This is a genomic window from Streptomyces sp. NPDC050703, assembly GCF_040654435.1.
GTDB lineage: Bacteria > Actinomycetota > Actinomycetes > Streptomycetales > Streptomycetaceae > Streptomyces.
The window spans coordinates 145,284-166,774 of record NZ_JBFAHX010000014.1 but is presented as its reverse complement, the minus strand read 5'-3'; the positions used below and the strand labels follow the sequence as shown (position 1 = coordinate 166,774).

The window sequence follows — 21,491 nt, the reverse complement described above, 5'->3', positions numbered from 1 at the left end:
GGCCCGCCTTGCCCCGATCCTCCCACGATCCGGGGGCGGAACCGGCCCCAGGTCCAACAGACGGACGCCGTGCCCGCCAGGCGGACGCCCGTCGCTAGCGCTCCGCGAGCGCGTGCTCGCCCGCCCTGCGCATGGCGTCGAGCGGCGCGGACGGGCGGCCGGTCATCTGCTCGACCTGGAGCACCGCCTGGTGCACGAGCAGGTCGAGGCCGCTGACCACCGCTCCTCCGTACGCCGACCAGCGGGCCGCCAGCTCGGTGGGCCACGGGTCGTACAGCACGTCGAAGAGGGTCGCCGGACGCTCGGGCACCAGGCCGGACAGCGCGTCCGTGGCGCCCGCCGGGGTCGTGGCGATCACCAGCGGCGCGCTCAGCGCCTCGCGGGCGTCCTCCCAGTCCTCGGTCCTGACCTCCACGTCGAGCCGGTCGCCCCACTGCCGCATCTCGGCCGCGCGGGCGTCACTGCGTACGTACGCGACGACCTCGCCGGTGCAGATCCGGGCGAGGGCGGCGAGCGCGGACGACGCGGTGGCGCCGGCGCCGAGGATCGCGGCGGAGTCGACCTGCTCGATGCCGCGTTCGCGCAGCGCGGCGACCATGCCGGGGATGTCGGTGTTGTCACCGACCTTGCGGCCGTCCTCGCCGAACACGACGGTGTTCACGGCCTCCACGGAGGCGGCCGTCCCGCTGACCTCGTCGAGCAGCGGAATGATCGCCCGCTTCAACGGCATCGTCAGGGAAAGCCCTGCCCATTCCGGGCCGAGTTCCCCGACGAATCCGGGCAGCGCCGCCTCGTCGATCTCGAAACGGTCGTACGACCAGTCGCTCAGCCCCAGCTCCCCGTATGCGGCGCGGTGCAGCACCGGGGAGAGGGAATGGGCGATCGGGGAGCCGAGGACGGCGGCTCGACGCTTCTGCGCGCTCATTGCCCCTTCAGGTATTTCTCGCGGTTCCGGTTCTGCTCTTCGTTCGTCTCGGCGAAGTACGTCTTGTCCTCGTGGGGAATGGAGACGAAGTAATACCAGTCGCCCTCGGCCGGGTGCAGCGCCGAATTCAGCGCCACTTCGCCCGGGTTGCCGATCGGTCCGGGCGGGAGGCCCTTCACCTTGTACGTGTTGTACGGGTCGTCGATCCTGCGCAGCTGGTCGACCGTGCCGGTGCCGAGCTTGGACTCGCCCTTCAGGTAGTTCACCGTGGAGTCGAAGTCCAACAGGCCGTACGTCTCGGTGTTCGTGGGCTTCAGACGGTTGTAGACGACCGTCGCGACCTTCTCGAAGTCGTGCTTGTACTTGCCCTCCGCCTGGACCAGGCTCGCCACGGTGAGAACCTGGAGCGGGTCCTTCAGGTCCAGTTCCGCGGCCTTCGACCTGAGGTCGAGCTGCTCGTACTTCTCGTTGGCGTGGGCGACCATCTTCCTGAGGACGTCCGCGGGCTTCTGGCCCTTGGCCACCGGATAGCTGGAGGGGTAGAGGAAGCCTTCCAGCGGGTCCTTGATGTCCTTGTTCGTATTCGCCCAGTCAGGCAGCCCGAGTTTCTTCCAGTCGTTCTTGGCGACTTTCTCGGTGGTGCCCTCTTTCACCTGGAGGCGTGTGTCGATCTGCTGATAGACCCACTCGTTCCGCCTGCCCTCGGGGATGACGAGGTTGCTGCGGCTCTTGGGATTCAGCATCAGATCCACGGCGCTCGCCGCCGACATGCGCTTCTTCAGCGTGTAGACGCCCGACTGGATCGACTGGTCCTGGCGCTTTCCCTGGGCGGAGACGAACGCGTCGACGCTCTTGACGACACCGGCCTTCTTCAGCTCGGCGCCGATCTCGTAGCCGGTGGAGTCCTCGGGGATGTCGACCGTGACCGCGCCCGAGCCGTCGCCCGCGTAGTCCGGCGCCGTGCCGAAACGATCCTGATAGAACTGGTAGCCGAAGTAGCCGACGCCCGCCAGGCCGCCGCCGAAGACCAGGGTGACGACCAGACAGGCGCAGCCGCTGCGGCGCTTCTTCGGCTTCTTGCCGCCCCGGCCGCCGCGCCGGTCGCCCTTGCGTCCCGGCTCGTCGTCGAAGTCGTCATCGTCGTCGCCGTCCGCGAAGAACGCGTGCTCGCCCCGGTCGGGCCCGGGGTCCCAGTCGGTCTCGGCCCCCGGTCCGGCCTCGGGCTCCGCCGGGCGGCGGCGGCCCGGCGGTTCGGGCGGCTCGTACGCGTCCGGCGTCGCGTAGTAGTCGGGGCTCTCCTGGGCGTAGTCCTCGGGCCGGCCGCCGTAGGGGTCCATCGGGTCGCCCGCGTAGGGGGCCTGCGGCTGCTGTCCCGTGTCGTGGCCACCGCCGCCGTAGGTCTCGTGGCCCCCGGCGTATCCGGACTCGGGCCCTGCCGGGTAACCGGACTCGGAGCCGCCGTGCCGGCCTTGGCCTTGGCCGTGCCCGTGACCTTGGCGGTCTTGGCCGTGGCCTTGGCCGTGGCCTTGCTGGTGGCCGTGGCCCTGGTCCTGGCCGCCGTACCCCTGGCCCGGGGCACCTCCGTACGCCTGGGCCGGCCCGCCCTCGTACATCTGCCGACCGTCGCCGTACCCCGACTGGCCCTGGGCGGCCTGCTGCCCGGTGCTCCAGTCACCGCCGTACTGCCCCTGCTGCGGCTGCTGGTGCTGGTGCTGGTGCTGCTGCGGCTGCTGGTACTCCTGATGCTGGTGCGGCTGGTGGTACTGCTCCTGGCCGCCGTAGGTGGACCGGTCGCCCGCGGGCTGCTGTCCTCCCCATCCGCTGTCCCCGTACAACGGGTCCTCCGGATGCCACGGTTCGGAGCCTGGGCCCCGGCCATACTCAGTCATCGATCCCCTACATGCCGCGAGGCGGGGCCGCCGTCTGGTGGGCCGGGCAACCGTTCCGCCTCTTGATGCCGTGCGGCAGCTGTTCGAACGCCGCCGCATCGCGCGGAACGTTACCGTATCGCGATCAGATGACCACTTCGACGCCCTCGCCCGGAGCTTTACCTGACGCCCGTTCGGACTCCAGTGCCTGCTGGAGGATGATCACGGCCGCCGCCTGGTCGATGACAGACCTGCCCTTTTTGGACTTCACACCCGAGGCGCGCAGCCCCTGACCGGCCGTCACTGTGGTCATCCTCTCGTCCACGAGCCTCACCGGGACGGGGGCGACCAGGCGGGCGAGGTCCTGGGTGAACGCGCGGACCTTGGCGGCCGCCGGGCCCTCGCCCCCGTTGAGGGAGCGAGGGAGGCCGACGACGATCTCGATCGGCTCGTACTCCTCGGCGAGCTGCTTCAACCGGCGCTGGGCGGCCGGGACGTCGCGTCCCGGCACCGTCTCGACCGGCGTGGCGAGAATCCCGTCGGGGTCGCACGAGGCGACCCCGATACGGGCGTCGCCGACGTCGATGGCCAGACGCCGGCCCCTGCGCATGGACTCGGTCATCAGGCCGTCTCGGTGACGAGGCGCTCGACCGCGGCGATGGCGTCGCCGACGGCGGCCGGGTTCTGGCCGCCGCCCTGGGCGACGTCCGGCTTGCCGCCGCCACCGCCGCCGAGGGTCTTGGCGGCCGTACGGACCAGGTCGCCGGCCTTGAGGCCGCGCTCACGGGCGGCCTCGTTGGTGGCGATGACCGTGAGCGGCTTGCCGTTGGCCGTGGTGAACAGGGCGACGACCGCCGGGCGGTCGCCCGGGATGCGGCCCCGCACGTCGAGGACCAGCTTGCGCAGGTCGTCGGCGCCCGTGCCGTCGGGCACCTGACCGGTGACGACGGCGACACCGCGTACGTCCTTGGCGCCCTGGACGAGACCGGCGGCGGCCTGGAGGACCTTCTCCGCGCGGAACTTCTCGATCTCCTTCTCCGCGTCCTTCAGCTTGGCGAGCATGCCGGAGATCTTCTCGGGCAGCTCCTCGGGGCGGCCCTTGACCAGCTCCTGGAGCTGGGCGACGACCGTGTGCTCCTTGGCGAGGAAGTTGTACGCGTCGACGCCGACCAGGGCCTCGATGCGGCGCACGCCGGAGCCGATGGAGGACTCGCCGAGCAGCTTGACCAGGCCGAGCTGGGCCGTGTTGTGCACGTGCGTGCCGCCGCACAGCTCCTTGGAGAAGTCGCCGATGGTGACGACGCGCACGCGCTCGCCGTACTTCTCGCCGAACTCGGCGATGGCGCCCTGCTTCTTGGCGTCGTCGATCGACATGACCTCGGCCTGGACGTCCAGCTCCCGGGCGAGGACCGCGTTGATCTTCTGCTCGACGTCCGTCATCACGGCCGTGGGCACGGCCGAGGGCGAGCCGAAGTCGAAGCGGAAGCGGCCGGGCTGGTTCTCGGAACCGGCCTGGGCGGCCGTGGGGCCGAGCGCGTCGCGCAGCGCCTGGTGCGTGAGGTGCGTGGCGGAGTGGGCGCGGGCGATGGCGCGGCGGCGGTGCGCGTCGATCGAGGCCCACACCGGGGCGCCGACGGTGATCTCGCCGACCTGGACGACGCCCTTGTGGACGTGCACGCCGGGCACCGGCTTCTGGACGTCGCGGATCTCCACGACGGCGCCGCTGTCCAGGCGGATGCGGCCGGTGTCGCCGATCTGGCCGCCGCCCTCGGCGTAGAAGGGGGTGCGGTCGAGGACGATCTCGACCTCGTCGCCCTCGGTGGCGGCGGGCGAGGAGACGCCGTTGACGAGGAGGCCGACGATGCGGGCCTCGTTCTCCGTGTCGGAGTAGCCCGTGAAGTCGGTGGCGCCGGCGCTGTCGGCGATCTCGCGGTAGGCGTGCAGGTCGGCGTGGCCGGTCTTCTTGGCCCTCGCGTCGGCCTTGGCGCGGTCCCGCTGCTCCTTCATCAGGCGCCGGAAGCCGTCCTCGTCCACGGAGAGGCCCTGCTCGGCGGCCATCTCCAGGGTGAGGTCGATCGGGAAGCCCCACGTGTCGTGCAGCAGGAACGCCTTGTCGCCGGAGAGCACCTTGCCGCCCGCGGCCTTGGTCTCCGTGACGGCGGTGTCGAGGATGTTGGTGCCGCCCTTGAGGGCCTTGAGGAAGGCGGCCTCCTCGGCGAGGGCGACGGTCTCGATGCGCTTGCTCTCGGCGATGAGCTCCGGGTACTGCAGGCCCATCGTGTCGATCACGACGCCGATGAGCTCCTTGACGACGGGGCCGGTGGCGCCGAGCAGGCGCATGTTGCGGATGGCGCGGCGCATGATGCGGCGCAGGACGTACCCGCGGCCCTCGTTGCCGGGGGTGACGCCGTCGCCGATGAGCATGGCCGACGTACGGATGTGGTCCGCGACGACGCGCAGGGAGACGTCCGAGCCCGCGTCGGCGCCGTAGCGCACGCCGCTCAGCTCGGTGGCCTTGTCCATGACGACGCGCAGGGTGTCCGTCTCGTACATGTTCTGCACGCCCTGCAGGATCATGGCGAGGCGTTCGAGGCCGAGGCCCGTGTCGATGTTCTTCGAGGGCAGCTCGCCGAGGATCGGGAAGTCCTCCTTGCCGTCGCCTGCGCCGCGCTCGAACTGCATGAAGACCAGGTTCCAGATCTCCACGTAGCGCTCGTCGTTGACGGCGGGGCCGCCCTCCTCGCCGAACTCGGGGCCGCGGTCGTAGTTGATCTCCGAGCACGGGCCGCAGGGTCCCGGTACACCCATGGACCAGAAGTTGTCCTTCTTGCCCAGGCGCTGGATGCGCTCCTTGGGCACGCCGATCACCTCGTGCCAGATCCGCTCGGCCTCGTCGTCGTCGAGGTAGACCGTGATCCAGAGCTTCTCCGGGTCGAGCGCGAAGCCGCCGTCGGCCACGGAGCCGGTCAGCAGCTCCCAGGCCAGCTTGATGGCGCCTTCCTTGAAGTAGTCGCCGAAGGAGAAGTTGCCGCACATCTGGAAGAACGTGCCGTGCCGCGTGGTCTTGCCGACCTCTTCGATGTCGGGCGTACGCACGCACTTCTGCACGCTGGTGACGCGCGGTCCCGGCGGCTTGACCTCACCGAGGAAGTAGGGCTTGAAGGGCACCATGCCCGCGGGGACGAGCAGCAGAGTCGGGTCGTCCGCGATGAGCGACGCCGAAGGGACGACGGTGTGTCCGCGCTCCTCGAAGAAGCTCAGCCAGCGGCGGCGGATTTCAGCCGACTCCATCAGTGGTCCTCATTCCGGTTGTACGAGTACGTCGTGTTCTCGAGGTACTTCGTCTTGTTGTCGTTGCTGCTGTCGTGCTTGGCGGGACTGCGGTTCTCGATGACCGCGAAGCGGCGCGCGGGGAGGGCGTCGGCGTCGGGACGGGCGTTGAGGCCCAGGGCGTCGCCCAGCTCGGCCTCGCGCTGGGCCATGCCGTCGCGGACGTCGAGCGCGAAGTCCTTGAGCCTGTGGCCCGCCTCGACCGCCTTGTTCGCGGCCTGCGCGGCCAGGCTCTCGGGCGTCAGCTGCCGGAGCTTGCGGTTGACCTTGGTGGTGGCCCACACACCGGCGGCTGCGCCGGCGGTGAACCAGAACGTACGGCGGAACATCGCTGTGTCAGTCCCTCTTATTCCGGGTGTCCCGCTTCTTCTGGCGCGCGGACGGCACCGTGCGGCCCACGATCACCGTACGACGACGGGACGGCTTGGTGGGCACTTCCCCTGCTTCGGGCGCCGCCTTGCGGCCGATGGCCCTGCGGACGCCGTAGCCGAACGCGGCCACCTTGACGAGCGGGCCGCCGAAGGTGGAGGCGACCGTCGTGGACAGCGCCGACGCGTTCGACGTGACCTCCTGGACGTCGGACGCGATGGCGTCGACGCGGTCGATCTGCGTCTGCGCCGAGCGCACCGCGGTGGAGGCGTCCGCCAGCAGGGGCACCGCCTGCTCGGTCACGTCCGCGACGAGCTTGGTGGTCGCCCTGAGCGTCTGGGCCAGCCTCGCGAGGGCCACCGCGAGGAAGGAGACCAGGATCGCCCAGAAGACGGCCACCAAGATCCCGGCAACCTCTCCACCGGACACGTGGCACCGCTCCTTGAGACATCGTCCTGAACATCGAAAAGTCGTTTCCCGAGCCTATCGCGCCGGGACCGCCGCTCCCTACCGCGTGGCCGCCCGGGTGACGGGACTCGTGCGCCGCAATTGTACGGACCGCATGCGGATGAGTACCCTCCGTACCTCATGCCTTCTACTCGACCCGGCAACCTGCCGCTGGAACTCAACGCCTTCGTCGGACGCGCCCGTGAACTGGCCGAGCTGACCGCGGCGTTGGAGACCGCGCGGCTCGTCACCGTGACCGGCGTCGGCGGGGTCGGCAAATCACGGCTCGCCCTGCGCGCCGCGGCCGGGAGCCCGCCGCGCGACGGTGCCTGGCTGGTGGAGCTGGCGGCGCTGCGGGACGCGGACCTCGTGGAGTACGCCGTCGCCGAGGCGCTGCAGCTCACCGACCACACGGGCAGGCCGTCGCGCGAGGTGCTGCGGGAGCACCTCGCCGAGCGGGAGCTGCTGCTCGTGCTCGACGGGTTCGAGCACCTCGTCGGGGCGTGCGCCCCGCTGGTGCGGGACCTGCTGGTGCACTCCCCCGGGCTGCGCGTCCTCGCGGTGGGGCGCAGGCCCCTGGCGACCGAGGGCGAACGGCTCCTCACGCTGGCGCCGATGCCCGAGGCGGAGGCCGTCGAGCTCTTCGTCGACCGGGCGGCGGCCGGCCTGCCCCGCTTCGCCCTGGACGACGGCAACCGCGGGGACGTCGTGGAGCTCTGCCGGCGTCTGGACGGCATCCCGCTCGCCGTGGAGCTGGCGGCGGGCAGGCTGCGGGCGCTCTCCCCCGCCCAGCTCCTCGCCAGGATCGGCGACCGGTTCGGCCTGCTGACCGGCGCCCGCCGTGACGTACCGCCGCGCCACCAGGCGCTGCGCACGGCCATCGGCTGGAGCCATGAGCTGTGCACGCCCCAGGAGCGGCTGCTGTGGTCGCGGCTCTCGGTGTTCGCCGGGCAGTTCGACCTGGAGGCGGCCGAGTACATCTGCGCCGGGGACGGGCTGCCCTCCGAGGACGTCCTCGGCGTCCTCGACGAGTTGCTCGCGCAGTCCGTCGTGACCCGCGAGGAGAGCGCCGCGGGCGTCCGCTACCGGATGCTCGACACGGTCAGGGCGTACGGCCTGGACTGGCTGGAGGCGGCGGGCGAGACCACGCGGCTGCGGCGCAGGCACCGCGACTGGTATCTGGGGCTCGCCACCTGGTGCGAGCTCGACTGGTTCTCGCCGCGCCAGGCCGCGGTCGCCGAGCTGGTCGAGATGGAGCTGCCCCAGCTGCGCGCCGCCCTGGAGTTCTGCCTGACCGAGCGCGACGAGGCGCACCTGGGGCAGTACCTCGCGGGCACGCTGTGGTTCTACTGGGTCGGCTGCGGGCGGCTCGCGGAGGGCAGGCACTGGCTGGACCGCTCGCTCGAACTCGAACCGGACGCCGGCCGCGCGGACTCGCGGCTCAAGGCGCTCTGGGTGCTCGGCTACGTGGCGGTGCTGCAGGGCGACACGATCGCCGCCCTGGCCGCGCTGCACGAGTGCCGTGCGGGCGCGCGGCTGTCGGGCAGCGCGGTCGCCGCGGCGTACGCGGAGCACCGCATCGGCTGCCTCGCCCTGGTCACCGACGACGTCGCACGCGCCGAGACGCTGCTGCGCTCGGCCCTCGACCGCTACCGGGAGGCCGGTGAGCTGAACAGCAACGTCCTGATGTGCCAGGTCGAGCTGGCCATGGCCCTGGCGTTCCGCGGCGATCTGGCGGGCGCGGTGGAGCTGTGCGAGGACGTGCGGCGGGTCTGCGAGGACCACGGCGAGCGCTGGACCCTCGCGTACGCCCTGTACGTCCTCGGGTACGCGGCCTGGACGCGGGGCGAGACGGAGGCGGCGCGGGAGCTGGTCACCCGGTCCCTGGATCTGAACCACCGGTTCAACGACCTGCTCGGCACGGCCCTCGCCGTCGAGCTGCTCGCGCTGTTCACGGCGGCGGCGGGCGACGCGGCGGAGGCGGCGGTGCTGCAGGGCGCCGCGTCCCGCGTCTGGCCCTCGGTGGGGCTTCCGCTGTTCGGCTCGGGGAACTTCGGCGGGCCGCACATGGTGTGCGAGGAGCAGGTCCGCGGGGCGCTCGGCGACGAGCGGTACGAGGAGTGCGTGCGCGCGGGCGCGGCGCTCGACCCCGAAGCGGCGGTGGCGCGGGCGCTGGGTGCGGGGCGCGGACATGCGAGAACCCGCCGCCCGCCCCGCCGGGAAGGGCGGGGAGGCGACGGGCTGAAGCAGGGTGAGCTACGTCCGGGTCAGCGGGCGTAGTACTCGACGACGAGCTGCTCGTCGCAGATCACGGGGATCTCCTTGCGGTTCGGGTCGCGGTCCAGGCGGAAGGCCAGGGCCTTCAGGTTCACCTGGAGGTAGCGCGGGGTCTCGCCGTCGGGGGCGAAGCCGCCCTCGCGCGCGACCTGGAACAGCGGCTTCTCGCGGCTGCGCTCGCGGACCATCACGACGTCGTCGGGACGGACGCGGTACGACGGCTTGTCGACCTTGCCGCCGTTGACCTCGATGTGGCCGTGCACGACCATCTGGCGGGCCTGGTAGATCGTGCGGGCGATGCCCGAACGCAGAACCAGGGCGTCGAGACGACGCTCCAGCTCGATGACCAGGGCCTCACCGGTCTTGAGCTGCGTCTTGGACGCACGCTCGTAGGCACGGACGAGCTGACGCTCCGAGAGGTCGTACTGCGCGCGCAGCCGCTGCTTCTCGAGCAGACGGACCTTGTAGTCCGAGTTCTGCTTGCGCCCACGGCCGTGCTCGCCCGGCGGGTAGGGGCGGGCCTCGAAGTACTTGACGGCCTTCGGGGTCAGCGCGATGCCGAGGGCACGCGACTTCTTGACCTTGGGGCGGGACTGGTTCGGCATGAACCAACCTCTCTGTTCCTTGTGGATTCGGCTTCACCAGTGGTTAGGGGAGGTCGCATCCGCAGCCTGGGAAACCTCATGGGCCATGGGCCCACGAGGCAGCCGCTCCCTGGTCTGGGCACTATGTGCAGCACGCGAGTGGCCCACCGACCGATTCCCGGAGTACGAGATGGTGGTGGGCTGCCCGCGACACCTTCGACGGTGCGCGACGCTCCTGGTCCCCCTGCCTCGCGGCGGCGGGGTCCGGCTGGATGTCCCGTTCTGGTGGCGCCGGTACGGGACCGGCACGGGACGCAGCACTGGCGACAAGTGTACCGGGTGCGGCGCGGTGCCTCATCCCTCGGGCTGTTCGCCCTTCAGCCGGGCGCGGACGCGCTCGACCACGTCGGCATAGCGCGCCTCCGCGCCGTACCTCGTCGGCCGGTAGTACCGCTTGCCCTCGATGGTGTCCGGGGCGTACTGCTGGGCGGCGATTCCGCCGGGGACGTCGTGCGGGTACACGTACCCCTGGGCGTGGCCGAGCTTGGCCGCGCCCTTGTAGTGACCGTCGCGCAGGTGGGGCGGGACGGGTCCGGCGAGGCCGCCGCGGACGTCGGCCTGGGCCTGCTGGATGGCGATCGTCGCGGCGTTCGACTTCGGGGCCAGGGCGAGGGCGATCGTGGCGTGGCTGAGGGTGAGCGCCGCCTCCGGGAAGCCGATCATGGCGACGGCCTGCGCGGCGGCGACGGCGGTGGGCAGGGCCGTGGGGTCGGCGAGGCCGATGTCCTCGCTCGCGGAGATCATCAGCCGCCGGGCGATGAAGCGGGGGTCCTCGCCCGCCTCGATCATGCGGGCCAGATAGTGCAGGGCCGCGTCCACGTCGGAGCCGCGGATGGACTTGATGAGGGCGCTGGCGACGTCGTAGTGCTGGTCGCCGTCCCTGTCGTACTTCACGGCGGCCCGGTCGACGGACTCCTCCAGCGTCTGGAGGGTGATCTCCCGCTCGCCCTTGGCCAGGGCCGATCCCGCGCCGGCCTCCAGGGCGGTGAGCGCGCGCCGGGCGTCGCCGCCGGCGATGCGCAGCAGATGCTCCTCGGCCTCCTCGGGCAGCGCGACCGCGCCGCCGAGGCCCCGCTCGTCGGTGACCGCGCGGCGCAGCAGGCCGCGCAGGTCGTCGTCGGTGAGCGGTTCGAGCGTGAGCAGCAGGGAGCGGGACAGGAGCGGGGAGATGATCGAGAAGTACGGGTTCTCCGTGGTCGCCGCGATGAGCGTCACCCAGCGGTTCTCGACGGCCGGGAGCAGGGAGTCCTGCTGGGCCTTGCTGAACCGGTGGATCTCGTCGAGGAAGAGGACGGTCTCCTTGCCGTGGCCGCCCATCGCCCTGCGGGCGCCGTCGATGACCGCGCGCACTTCCTTCACGCCCGCGGTGATCGCGGAGAGCTCCACGAAGCGCTTGTTCGTCGCCTTGGAGACCACGTACGCGAGGGTCGTCTTGCCGATGCCCGGCGGGCCCCACAGGAACACCGAGGACGGTCCCGCGGGGCCGCCGCCGCCCTCGCCGACCAGGCGGCGCAAGGGTGAGCCGGGCTTCAGCAGGTGCTGCTGGCCCACCACCTCGTCGAGGGTGCGCGGGCGCATCCGGACGGCCAGGGGGCTGCTGGACGGGTCCTTCTCCTGGCGGTCTTCGGCTGCGGCGGTGAACAGGTCGGGCTCCACATCCAGAACCCTATGTCACGCCACTGACAGTCCCGCCGGGAGCTTCCGCGCGCTCAGGCCCAGAGGTCGGCGCCCCAGCGGGTGAGGATCAGCATGGCGATGACGCCGATGTGCATCACCGGCAGAGCCCAGGTGAAGTCCTCCAGGAAGCCCTTGGCCCAGCGGGGCGCGGGCAGGAAGCCGTGGCGGATGTTGAACGACGTGACGTACCAGAACATCAGGAGCGTGGCCACCCAGGCGAGGCAGCACCACAGGCAGAGCGCGTTGATGTGGTACAGCGACTGGATCATCAGCCAGGTGCAGAATCCGACACCGAAGAGCGTGCCCGCGTTGAACGTCAGCCAGTACCAGCGCGGGAAGCGGGCCCCCGCCAGCAGGCTCATGCCGACGCAGACGACGATGCCGTAGGTCACCAGGCCCAGCATCGGGTTGGGGAAGCCGAAGACCTCCGCCTGCTCGCTCTTCATGATGCTGCCGCAGGCGACCACCGGGTTGATGCTGCACCCCGGCTGGAAGTTCGGGTCCTTGAGGAGCTCGAACTTGTCGATGGTGATGATCCAGGAGGCGAGCACACCGGCGGCGCCCGTGATCACCAGGAGCAGGGCGAGCGCACGGCTGCCCCCGACACCCCCGGGAGCGGCCACCCGCTCCGCACGGTCCGTGGCGTCGTCCTTCACTGACATCGTTTCGCTCATCACGCCGTTCCGTCGCTTGTGGTGGCCGCGGGCAGGGACATTGTGCCGTACGTGCCTGTGTGTCCGTCCCCGGAACGGCATCGCGGGGTCCGTTTCCGGACCCCGCGTGGAGAAGTGCCGCGTCGGCGCGTCAGGCCAGCTTGTCCGTGAGGACCGCCACGATCTCGTCCGCCGCGACGGCGGTCTGCTCGCCGGACTCCATGTCCTTGAGCTGGACCACGCCCTCGGCGAGGTCGCGCTCGCCCGCGACGACGGTGAAGCGCGCGCCGGAGCGGTTGGCGTTCTTCATGGCACCCTTGAGGCCCTTGCCGCCGTAGCTGAAGTCGGCCGCGACACCCGCCTTGCGCAGCTCCGTCACCTTGGCGAAGAGGACCCGGCGGGCCTCGTCGCCGAGCGGGACCGCGAAGACGCTGGTGGCCGCGGGGAGTTCGAGCTCGACGCCCTCCGCCTCCAGGGCGAGGACCGTGCGGTCCACGCCGAGCGCCCAGCCGACCGAGGGCAACGAGGGGCCGCCGATCATCTCGGAGAGGCCGTCGTAGCGGCCGCCGCCGCCGACCGCGGACTGCGAGCCGAGGCCGTCGTGGACGAACTCGAAGGTGGTGCGCGTGTAGTAGTCCAGGCCGCGGACCAGCTTCTCGTCGTCCTCGAAGGCGACACCCGCCGCGGTGATCAGCTCACGTACCTGCTCGTGGTACGTCTTGCACGCGTCGCAGAGGTAGTCGCGGAGCGAGGGCGCGCCCACGAGCTGCTTCTGCACGTCGGCGCGCTTGTCGTCCAGGACCCGCAGCGGGTTGATGTCGATACGTCGACGTGTCTCCTCGTCCAGGTCGAGGCCGCGCAGGAAGTCCTGCAGCGCGGCCCGGTAGACGGGGCGGCACTCCTTGTCGCCGAGGGAGTTCAGCAGGATGCGGAAGTTCCGCAGGCCGAGGGCGCGGTACGCCTGGTCGGCCAGGATGATCAGCTCGGCGTCGAGCGCCGGGTCCTCGGCACCGATCGCCTCGGCGCCGACCTGCGAGAAGTGGCGGTAGCGGCCCTTCTGGGGGCGCTCGTAGCGGTAGTACGAGCCGGAGTACCAGAGCTTGACCGGGAGGTTGCCCGCCTTGTGGAGGTTGCCCTCCAGGGCGGCGCGCAGCACGGAGGCGGTGCCTTCGGGGCGCAGGGCCAGCTCGTCGCCGCCCTTGGTCGTGAAGGCGTACATCTCCTTGGTGACGATGTCGGTGGACTCGCCGACACCGCGCGCGAACAGTTCGACGTTCTCGAATCCGGGCGTCTCGACGTAGCCGTAGCCGGAGTTGCGCAGCGGCGCGGCGATCGCCTCGCGGACCGCGAGGAACTTCGCGGAGTCCGGGGGGAGCAGGTCGTAGGTGCCCTTGGGGGCCTTGAAGGTGCTCACGGGAGTTCTCTCGTCACATTCCTCGTCGCGGGGCGGACGTCGGGTCCGCGCCCAGGCCGGAGGCCACCTGCCGCAGATACGGGTTGGTGGCGCGCTCCTGGCCGATGGATGTCTGGGGGCCGTGGCCCGACAGCACCACGGTCGAGTCGTCGAGCGGCAGGCACACGCGTGCCAGCGACTCAAGGATCTCGGTGTGGCTGCCGCCGGGCAGGTCGGTGCGTCCGATGGAGCCGGCGAAGAGCAGGTCGCCCGAGAAGAAGACCGAGGGGATCTCGGCCGTCTCGGGCATCCGGAAGGTCACCGACCCCTTCGTATGGCCCGGCGCGTGCGCGACGGAGAAGTCGAGCCCCGCCAGCTTCAGCCCCGCGCCGTCGGACAGCTCCCGCACGTCGTCGGGCTCCCCCACCGTCAGTTCGCCCATGAGCGGCATCCCGATGGAGCGGCCGAGGGCCTTCTCGGGGTCGCTCATCATGTACCGGTCGGAGGGGTGGATCCACGCGGGCACGTCGTGCGCCCCGCAGACCGGGACGACCGAGGCCACGTGGTCGATGTGCCCGTGGGTGAGGATGACCGCGACGGGCTTGAGCCGATGCTTCTTCAGTGCGTCCTCGACTCCCTGGGCGGCCTGGTGGCCCGGGTCGATGATCACGCACTCCTCGCCTGCGGCGGGGGCGACCAGGTAGCAGTTGGTGCCCCAGGCCCCGGCGGGGAACCCGGCAATGAGCACGATCGTCCTTCGTTCGTCGTCCGGCGGGATGGGCCGCGGCCCCCGGCGGAGGATCACGGCAGATCAGAGCCTACCGGCGCTGCCGATTCCACAGGTAACCCATATACGGTACGGGCAACTCAGGCGGTCACCCGGAAAGGGGAGAGAACCCGGTGGTCAGCAACGATCAGCGGCGGCGGCAGCTCGCCCGTGAGAAGTTCCTGCGTCAACAGCAGCGGCGCGAGGCCGCCCGGCGCAGGGCGCGCATGCGCAACGCGGTGATCGCGGGGGCGCTCGCGGTGGTGGTGGCGGGGGGCGCGGTGTCGTATGCGGCGGGCGCCTTCGACGGTGACGGCGCGGCGAAGGACGACGAGGCGGCCGCGGAGCCCAGCAGCACCCCGAAGGACCCGTGCGGGAAGGCCGCTCCCGGCAAGGTGAAGCCGCTCAGCTTCAAGAAGGAGCCGGCGCTCACCATCGACAAGTCGGCCGACTACACGATGGACCTGAGGACGACGTGCGGGGACATCGGTCTCGACCTGTCGGCGGCGAAGGCCCCGCACACGGTGAACTCGTTCAAGTTCCTCGTCGACAAGGGCTACCTCGACCACACCAAGTGCCACCGGCTGACCACGGGCGGCATCTACGTCCTGCAGTGCGGCGACCCCAAGGGCACCGGCGAGGGCGGCCCCGGCTACTCCATCCCGGACGAGAACCTCAAGGACAAGCGCCTCAAGGGGAACGTGTATCCGGCGGGCACGGTCGCCATGGCGAACCAGTACAACGCCCGGACGAAGAAGGGCCGCGACACCGGCGGGAGCCAGTTCTTCCTCGTCTACCGGGACAGTCAGCTGCCACCCGACTACACACCGTTCGGGACCATTTCCGATTCCGGGATGAAGGTGCTGGAGAAGATCGCCGACGCCGGGGAGAGCAGCGGCCAGGGCGACGGCAGCCCGAACGCGACCGTCGTCATCGACAAGGCGACCGTCACCAAGTCCTGAGCACCGCACGGGCAAACTTCGGTCGTGCGGGATGCGGACAGCCGCCCCGCCGGTCGCCTATGTTGGCGGTGACGAAACTGTGGACGATGCCGGGGGCCCCGAGGCCCTGCGCAGGCATCATGTGGAGGAGGCGCTGTGAGCAGCAGCCCGTGGGGCCGCGTCGACGAGACGGGGACCGTGTACGTGCGTACGGCCGACGGCGGCGAGCGAGTGGTCGGTTCGTGGCAGGCAGGATCTCCTGATGAGGCCCTCGCCTACTTCGAGCGCAAGTACGACGGTCTGGTCGTCGAGATCGGACTTCTCGAGCGCCGGGTGAAGACGACCGACCTGTCGGCCAAGGACGCCATGACCGCCGTCGATCACCTGCGCCAGCAGGTCGACGAGGCGCACGCGGTCGGCGATCTGGACGCCCTCGGCAAGCGGCTGGACAAGCTCGTCGAGACCGTCGAGGCCCGCCGCGAGGAGCGCAAGGCCCAGAAGGCCAAGCAGTCCGACGAGGCCAGGCACGCCAAGGAGGCCCTGGTCGTCGAGGCCGAGGAGCTGGCCCAGAGCGAGCAGTGGCGGGCCGCGGGCGAGCGGCTGCGGGCCCTGGTGGACACGTGGAAGGGCCTGCCCCGGCTCGACCGCAAGTCCGACGACGAGCTGTGGCACCGCTTCTCGCACGCCCGCTCGGCGTTCTCCAAGCGCCGCAAGGCGCACTTCGCCTCGCTGGACGCGCAGCGCGAGGAGGCCCGCAAGGCCAAGGAGAAGCTGGTCGCCGAGGCCGAGGCGCTGTCCGGCTCGAAGGACTGGGGTCCGACGGCCGCGCGGTACCGCGAGCTGATGGCGGACTGGAAGGCGGCGGGCCGCGCGCAGCGCGAGCACGAGGACGACCTGTGGAACCGCTTCCGCGGCGCCCAGGACGTCTTCTTCGCGGCGCGCAGCGAGGTGTTCGCCGAGCGCGACGCCGAGCAGACGGAGAACCTGAAGCTGAAGGAGGAGCTGGCCGAGGAGGCCGAGAAGCTGCTCCCGGTGAAGGACCTGAAGTCGGCGCGTGCCGCCTTCCGCTCGATCAACGAGCGCTGGGAGGCCGTCGGCCATGTCCCGCGTGACGCGCGCCCGAAGGTCGAGGGCCGCATGCACGCCGTGGAGCGGGCCCTCCAGGAGTCCGAGGAAGCCGAGTGGCGCCGCACGAACCCGGAGGCACGCGCACGTGCCGAGGGCCTCACGGGTCAGCTGCAGGCGGCCGTGGACAAGCTGCACGGCCAGATCGAGAACGCGCGCGCCGCGGGCAACACCGCGAAGGCCGACAAGCTCCAGCGGGAGCTCGACGGCCGCCAGGCGCTGCTCGACCAGGCGCTGAAGGGCCTGCACGAGTTCGGCGGCTGACACCGCTCGCTCTCTCCCCCCGGGTAACGAAACCCCCGCGCCCGCCACGGGCGCGGGGGTTCTCTCCGGTCAGCACATGGCGTACAGGCAGACGCCGACGCCGTAGACGCCCGCCGGCGGTCCGGGCCGCGCCGCTGTCGGCGCCTCGGGGCTCGTGGACCGCGGGGTGCCGACGGGGACGCCGGTCGAGGTCAGGGCGGGGCCGTCGTCGACCGGCAGGTGCGCGATGCCGAAGATCCGGAGGACGACCCCCAAACCTCCGGCCGATCAGCTCCTGGAGGTTCAGGCCCTCCAGGAGCTCCATCACGAAAGAGGGCTGACGCCCGTGCGTGCCGACGTGCCGAGGGCCTCGTGGACCTGGCCCGGCAGCCGTCAGGGCCGTCGCGTCGACGTGACCCGGTAGACGTCGTACACGCCCTCGACGCCCCTGACCGCCTTGAGCACGTGACCCAGGTGCTTGGGGTCGCCCATCTCGAAGGTGAAGCGGGACGTGGCGACGCGGTCGCGCGAGGTCTGCACCGCCGCCGACAGGATGTTCACGTGCTGGTCCGACAGGATGCGCGTCACGTCCGAGAGCAGGCGCGAGCGGTCGAGTGCCTCGACCTGGATGGCGACCAGGAAGACCGAGGACTGGGTGGGCGCCCACTCGACCTCCAGGATGCGCTCGGGCTCCCGGGACAGCGAGTCGACGTTCACGCAGTCGCTGCGGTGCACCGAGACGCCGCTGCCGCGGGTGACGAAGCCGATGATCGGGTCGCCGGGCACGGGCGTGCAGCAGCGGGCCAGCTTGACCCACACGTCGTCGACGCCCTTGACCACGACGCCCGGGTCGGCGTTGGAGCGGCGCTTGCCGCGGCCGCGGGCGGGCGGCGCGCTCTCGGCGATGTCCTCGTTGGCCGCCTCCTCGCCGCCGAGCGCCTGGACGAGCTTCTGCACGACGGACTGCGCGGTGACGTGGCCCTCGCCGATGGCCGCGTACAGCGACGAGATGTCGGGGTAGCGCATCTCGTGGGCGAGTGTGACCAGGGAGTCGCCGGTCAGGATGCGCTGGATCGGCAGGTTCTGCTTGCGCATGGCGCGCGCGATGGCGTCCTTGCCCTGCTCGATGGCCTCGTCGCGGCGCTCCTTGGAGAACCACGCCCGGATCTTGTTGCGTGCCCGCGGCGACTTCACGAAGCCGAGCCAGTCGCGGGAGGGGCCCGCGCCGGCCGCCTTGGAGGTGAAGACCTCCACCAGGTCGCCGTTGTCCAGGGTCGACTCCAGCGGTACGAGACGGCCGTTGACCCGCGCCCCTATGGTGCGGTGGCCGACCTCGGTGTGCACCGCGTACGAGAAGTCGACGGGGGTCGCGCCCGCCGGGAGCGCTATGACGTCGCCCTTCGGCGTGAAGACGAAGACCTCGTTGCGCGAGAGGTCGAAGCGCAGCGACTCCAGGAACTCGCTGGGGTCCTCGGTCTCCTTCTGCCAGTCGAGGAGCTGGCGCAGCCACGCCATGTCGTTGAGGTGGTCGTCCTTGCCGCCCGCCTTCTTCGGTACGTCCGTACGCACCTTCGAGGCGCCGGCGACGGCCTCCTGCTTGTACTTCCAGTGCGCGGCGATGCCGTACTCGGCGCGGCGGTGCATGTCGAACGTGCGGATCTGGAGCTCGACGGGCTTGCCGTTGGGTCCGATGACCGTCGTGTGCAGCGACTGGTACATGTTGAACTTCGGCATCGCGATGTAGTCCTTGAACCGGCCGGGGACCGGGTTCCATCGCGCGTGCACGGTGCCGAGGGCCGCGTAGCAGTCGCGGACCGTGTCGACGAGGACACGGATGCCCACCAGGTCGTAGATCTCCGCGAAGTCCCGGCCGCGGACGATCATCTTCTGGTAGACGCTGTAGTAGTGCTTCGGGCGGCCCGTGACGGTCGCCTTGATGCGGGCGGCGCGCAGGTCGGCCTGGACCTCGTCGGTCACTATGGCGAGGTACTCGTCGCGCTTGGGGGCGCGCTCGGCGACCAGCCGTACGATCTCGTCGTACATCTTGGGGTAGAGGATCGCGAAGGCGAGGTCCTCCAGCTCCCACTTGATGGTGTTCATGCCCAGGCGGTGCGCCAGCGGAGCGTAGATCTCCAGCGTCTCGCGGGCCTTCTTCTCCTGCTTCTCGCGCTTGAGGTACCGCATGGTGCGCATGTTGTGCAGGCGGTCGGCGAGCTTGATGACCAGGACCCGGGGGTCCTTGGCCATGGCGACGACCATCTTGCGCACGGTCTCGGCCTGCGCGGCCTCGCCGAACTTGACCTTGTCCAGCTTGGTGACGCCGTCGACGAGCAGCGCGACCTGGTCGCCGAAGTCGCGCTTGAGGGTGTCGAGGCCGTACTCGGTGTCCTCGACGGTGTCGTGCAGGAGTCCGGCCATCAGGGTGGCGGGGTCCATGCCGAGCTCGGCGAGGATGGTCGTCACGGCGAGCGGATGCGTGATGTACGGGTCGCCGCTCTTGCGCTTCTGCCCGCGGTGCCAGCGCTCGGCGACCTGGTAGGCCCGCTCGATCTGCCGCAGCGTCGACGTCTCGATCTTCGGGTCGTTGCTGCGCACTATCCGCAGCAGCGGCTCCAGGACCGGGTTGTACGGGTTCGACCGCTGCACGCCGAGGCGGGCGAGGCGGGCCCGTACCCGGTTGGAGGAGCCGGAGCGCGAGGGCTGCCCCGTGGCCGGGCGGATCGCGGGGGCCGTCGGATGGTGGTCCGCCGGCGGCTTCGGACGCGGCTGCTCGGCCGGTTTGTCGCCCCGGGACACCTCCCCCTGGGCGCGCTGCGCGGACGTACCGCCCTGCCCGCCCGCAGCCTTCTTCGCGGGCGCGACGGAGTCCGCCGAGGCCTGCTGGGCCTTCTGGGCGGCCTTGGCGGCGGTGAGTGGCTGGGACTCGTCTGGCAAGAGCGCTCCCTGTGCGCGATCGGGGTCCCCCGGACAGGCCCCGAGGGTCCATGGTATCGATCCTGGGCCTTCGGCTCGCCCTGGGCGGGTGGGACAGCCCCCTACTGGAGAAACGCGAGAGGCGGGGGCCCGATTCCCCGGAGGCCGTCCCTGCGGTGTCGGGCCGGGACGACGACGGGCGCCCCGGTGGCTACCGGAACGCCCGTCGTGCCGTCCTGCGGACCGTCCGTCAGACGGTGATCAGCGCCTCCAGCGGGGCCCCGTCCAAGGCCTGCGCCAGTTTCTGGCGGCCGTCGAGGAAGCCGAGCTCCATGAGGACCGCGACACCGGCCACCTCGGCGCCCGAGCGGCGGATCAGGTCCAGCGACGCCGCCGCGGTGCCACCGGTGGCGAGGACGTCGTCGATGACCATGACGCGGTCGCCCGCCGCCAGGTCCTCGGCGTGCACCTCGATCTCGGCGCTGCCGTACTCCAGGTCATAGCTCTGCCGCAGCGTCGCTCCGGGGAGCTTGCCCGCCTTGCGTACGGGGATGAAGCCGAGCCCGGCGCGGAGCGCGACGGGGGCGCCGAGGATGAAGCCGCGGGCCTCCAGGCCGACGATCTTCGTGGCGCCGTGCCGCACGCTGAGGTCGGCGAGCGTCTCCGTGAGCGCCGCGAACGCCGCCGGGTCGGCGAGGAGCGGGGTGATGTCCTTGAACATCACGCCCGGCACCGGGTAGTCCGCGACGTCACGGATGCGGCTGAGGAGCAGCCGCGTGACGTCCGTCCGCTCGGTCATCGGCGCTTCCCCGACGGACGGCCCTTGCCGCGGCTGCGCGACGCGGACTGGTTGCGGGGGCCGACGACCGCGGGGGCCGCGTCGTCCTCGTACGCGCCGTCGTCCGGCTCGTCGCCCTCGTACTCCGGTGCCTCCGCGGACTCGCCCTTGGCCGCGGCCGCCGCGCGCTTGGCGAGCACCCGCTTCTTGAGGGCCTTCATCTGCGGCTCGCGCTCCTTGAAGTCGGCGACGAGCGGCGTGGCGATGAAGATCGAGGAGTACGCACCGGCCGCGAGGCCGACGAACAGCGAGAGCGAGATGTCGTTGAGCATGCCCGCGCCCAGGGCGCCGCCACCGATGAAGAGCAGACCCGCGACCGGGAGCAGTGCGACGACCGTGGTGTTGATGGAGCGCACCAGGGTGCCGTTGATGCTGCGGTTGGAGATCTCGCCGTAGGTGAAGCGGGTCTGCTTGGTGATGTCCTTCGACTGCTCCTTCAAGCTGTCGAAGACCACCACCGTGTCGTACAGCGAGTAGCCGAGGATGGTCAGCAGACCGATCACGGTGCCGGGTGTCACCTCGAAGCCGACCAGCGCGTACACACCCACGGTGATGGTGATGTCGTGGATGAGCGCGATGAGGGCCGCCAACGCCATGCGCCACTCGAAGGCGATGGCCAGGTAGATCACCACGAGGACCATGAAGATCGCCAGGCCCTGCCAGGCCTTGTTGGCGATCTGCTCGCCCCAGCTGGGGCCGACCAGGTCGGCGTTGATGTCGCCGGCCTTGACGTCGAGGTCCTCGGCGAGCGCCTTCTTGATCTGGTCGGACTTCTCGATGTCCACGCCGGCGATCTGGATGCGCATCGTGTCGTCGCCGAGCTTCTGGACGATCGCGTCGTGGCCGGAGGCCTTCTCCGCGGACTCCTCGGCCTTCGAGACCGAGGCGCTCGTCTTCGGGGTGTTGAAGACGGCGCCGCCCTCGAACTCGATGCCCATGTTCAGGCCGCGCACCGCGAGGCCGACGATGGCCGTGATGGTGATCAGGATCGAGACGCCGTACCAGATCTTGCGCTTGCCGACGAAGTCGTAGCCGACCTCGCCGCGGTAGAGCCTGGCGCCGAGATTACCGAGCTTCGACAC

At 70.8% G+C, this 21,491-nt stretch carries 18 protein-coding genes; 3 read left to right on the top strand and 15 right to left on the bottom strand.

Annotation, left to right across the window (positions count from 1 at the left end; genetic code table 11):
• Positions 1 to 94: 94 nt before the first annotated feature.
• From AB0I16_RS16205 to AB0I16_RS16180, 6 genes are all read right to left on the bottom strand, one after another.
• Positions 95 to 925, bottom strand: coding sequence for a shikimate dehydrogenase (locus AB0I16_RS16205; protein WP_363250013.1), 831 nt, complete (start codon positions 923 to 925; stop codon positions 95 to 97).
• A complete protein-coding gene (mltG, locus tag AB0I16_RS16200) occupies positions 922 to 2,814 on the bottom strand; it encodes an endolytic transglycosylase MltG (protein ID WP_363250012.1) in 1,893 nt (630 codons plus the stop codon). The genes AB0I16_RS16205 and mltG overlap by 4 nt, the downstream gene beginning before the upstream one ends.
• Positions 2,815 to 2,938: 124 nt before the next feature.
• Positions 2,939 to 3,403, bottom strand: coding sequence for a Holliday junction resolvase RuvX (ruvX, locus tag AB0I16_RS16195; RefSeq protein ID WP_363250030.1), 465 nt, complete (start codon positions 3,401 to 3,403; stop codon positions 2,939 to 2,941).
• Between the two features lie 11 nt (positions 3,404 to 3,414).
• Complete coding sequence (gene alaS / locus AB0I16_RS16190; RefSeq protein WP_363250011.1) at positions 3,415 to 6,084, bottom strand: alanine--tRNA ligase; 2,670 nt, start codon at positions 6,082 to 6,084, stop codon at positions 3,415 to 3,417.
• On the bottom strand, positions 6,084 to 6,452 hold the full coding sequence (locus AB0I16_RS16185) for a DUF6167 family protein (RefSeq protein WP_363250010.1): 369 nt from the start codon (positions 6,450 to 6,452) through the stop codon (positions 6,084 to 6,086). The genes alaS and AB0I16_RS16185 overlap by 1 nt, the downstream gene beginning before the upstream one ends.
• A gap of 7 nt (positions 6,453 to 6,459) precedes the next feature.
• Positions 6,460 to 6,921, bottom strand: coding sequence for a DUF948 domain-containing protein (locus AB0I16_RS16180; protein ID WP_363250009.1), 462 nt, complete (start codon positions 6,919 to 6,921; stop codon positions 6,460 to 6,462).
• A gap of 159 nt (positions 6,922 to 7,080) precedes the next feature.
• On the opposite strand from AB0I16_RS16180, the gene AB0I16_RS16175 reads away from it, so the two are divergent.
• Positions 7,081 to 9,219: a regulator gene (locus AB0I16_RS16175; protein WP_363250008.1), complete on the top strand. Its 2,139-nt coding sequence runs from the start codon at positions 7,081 to 7,083 to the stop codon at positions 9,217 to 9,219.
• On the opposite strand, the gene rpsD is transcribed toward AB0I16_RS16175, so the two are convergent.
• From rpsD to AB0I16_RS16150, 5 genes are all read right to left on the bottom strand, one after another.
• The gene (gene rpsD / locus AB0I16_RS16170; RefSeq protein WP_055563995.1) at positions 9,207 to 9,821 is read right to left on the bottom strand and encodes a 30S ribosomal protein S4; all 615 of its coding nucleotides are present in this window, start codon (positions 9,819 to 9,821) and stop codon (positions 9,207 to 9,209) included. The genes AB0I16_RS16175 and rpsD overlap by 13 nt on opposite strands.
• A 333-nt stretch (positions 9,822 to 10,154) precedes the next feature.
• Positions 10,155 to 11,516 carry a replication-associated recombination protein A gene (locus AB0I16_RS16165; RefSeq protein WP_363250007.1) on the bottom strand — a complete coding sequence of 454 codons (1,362 nt, stop codon included), beginning with the start codon at positions 11,514 to 11,516 and terminating at the stop codon, positions 10,155 to 10,157.
• A 53-nt stretch (positions 11,517 to 11,569) separates the two neighbouring features.
• The gene (locus tag AB0I16_RS16160; protein ID WP_363250029.1) at positions 11,570 to 12,199 is read right to left on the bottom strand and encodes a vitamin K epoxide reductase family protein; all 630 of its coding nucleotides are present in this window, start codon (positions 12,197 to 12,199) and stop codon (positions 11,570 to 11,572) included.
• A 142-nt stretch (positions 12,200 to 12,341) separates the two neighbouring features.
• Positions 12,342 to 13,604: a histidine--tRNA ligase gene (gene hisS / locus AB0I16_RS16155; RefSeq protein ID WP_363250006.1), complete on the bottom strand. Its 1,263-nt coding sequence runs from the start codon at positions 13,602 to 13,604 to the stop codon at positions 12,342 to 12,344.
• A gap of 13 nt (positions 13,605 to 13,617) precedes the next feature.
• Complete coding sequence (locus AB0I16_RS16150; protein ID WP_363250005.1) at positions 13,618 to 14,331, bottom strand: MBL fold metallo-hydrolase; 714 nt, start codon at positions 14,329 to 14,331, stop codon at positions 13,618 to 13,620.
• Between the two features lie 152 nt (positions 14,332 to 14,483).
• Between AB0I16_RS16150 and AB0I16_RS16145 the strand changes: the two genes are divergently transcribed.
• Together AB0I16_RS16145 and AB0I16_RS16140 are read left to right on the top strand one after the other, a co-directional pair.
• On the top strand, positions 14,484 to 15,311 hold the full coding sequence (locus AB0I16_RS16145) for a peptidylprolyl isomerase (protein ID WP_363250004.1): 828 nt from the start codon (positions 14,484 to 14,486) through the stop codon (positions 15,309 to 15,311).
• 135 nt (positions 15,312 to 15,446) lie between these two features.
• The gene (locus AB0I16_RS16140) at positions 15,447 to 16,679 is read left to right on the top strand and encodes a DUF349 domain-containing protein (RefSeq protein ID WP_363250002.1); all 1,233 of its coding nucleotides are present in this window, start codon (positions 15,447 to 15,449) and stop codon (positions 16,677 to 16,679) included.
• 69 nt (positions 16,680 to 16,748) lie between these two features.
• Here AB0I16_RS16140 and AB0I16_RS16135 read toward each other — a convergent pair whose 3' ends face one another.
• From AB0I16_RS16135 to secF, 4 genes are all read right to left on the bottom strand, one after another.
• On the bottom strand, positions 16,749 to 16,934 hold the full coding sequence (locus tag AB0I16_RS16135; RefSeq protein ID WP_363250000.1) for a hypothetical protein: 186 nt from the start codon (positions 16,932 to 16,934) through the stop codon (positions 16,749 to 16,751).
• Between the two features lie 117 nt (positions 16,935 to 17,051).
• Positions 17,052 to 19,454, bottom strand: a complete 2,403-nt coding sequence (gene relA / locus AB0I16_RS16130) for a GTP pyrophosphokinase (RefSeq protein WP_363250028.1) — start codon at positions 19,452 to 19,454, stop codon at positions 17,052 to 17,054.
• A gap of 367 nt (positions 19,455 to 19,821) precedes the next feature.
• Positions 19,822 to 20,370, bottom strand: coding sequence for an adenine phosphoribosyltransferase (locus AB0I16_RS16125; protein ID WP_363249999.1), 549 nt, complete (start codon positions 20,368 to 20,370; stop codon positions 19,822 to 19,824).
• On the bottom strand, positions 20,367 to 21,491 hold the full coding sequence (secF, locus tag AB0I16_RS16120; RefSeq protein ID WP_363249998.1) for a protein translocase subunit SecF: 1,125 nt from the start codon (positions 21,489 to 21,491) through the stop codon (positions 20,367 to 20,369). Before secF ends, AB0I16_RS16125 begins: the two co-directional genes overlap by 4 nt.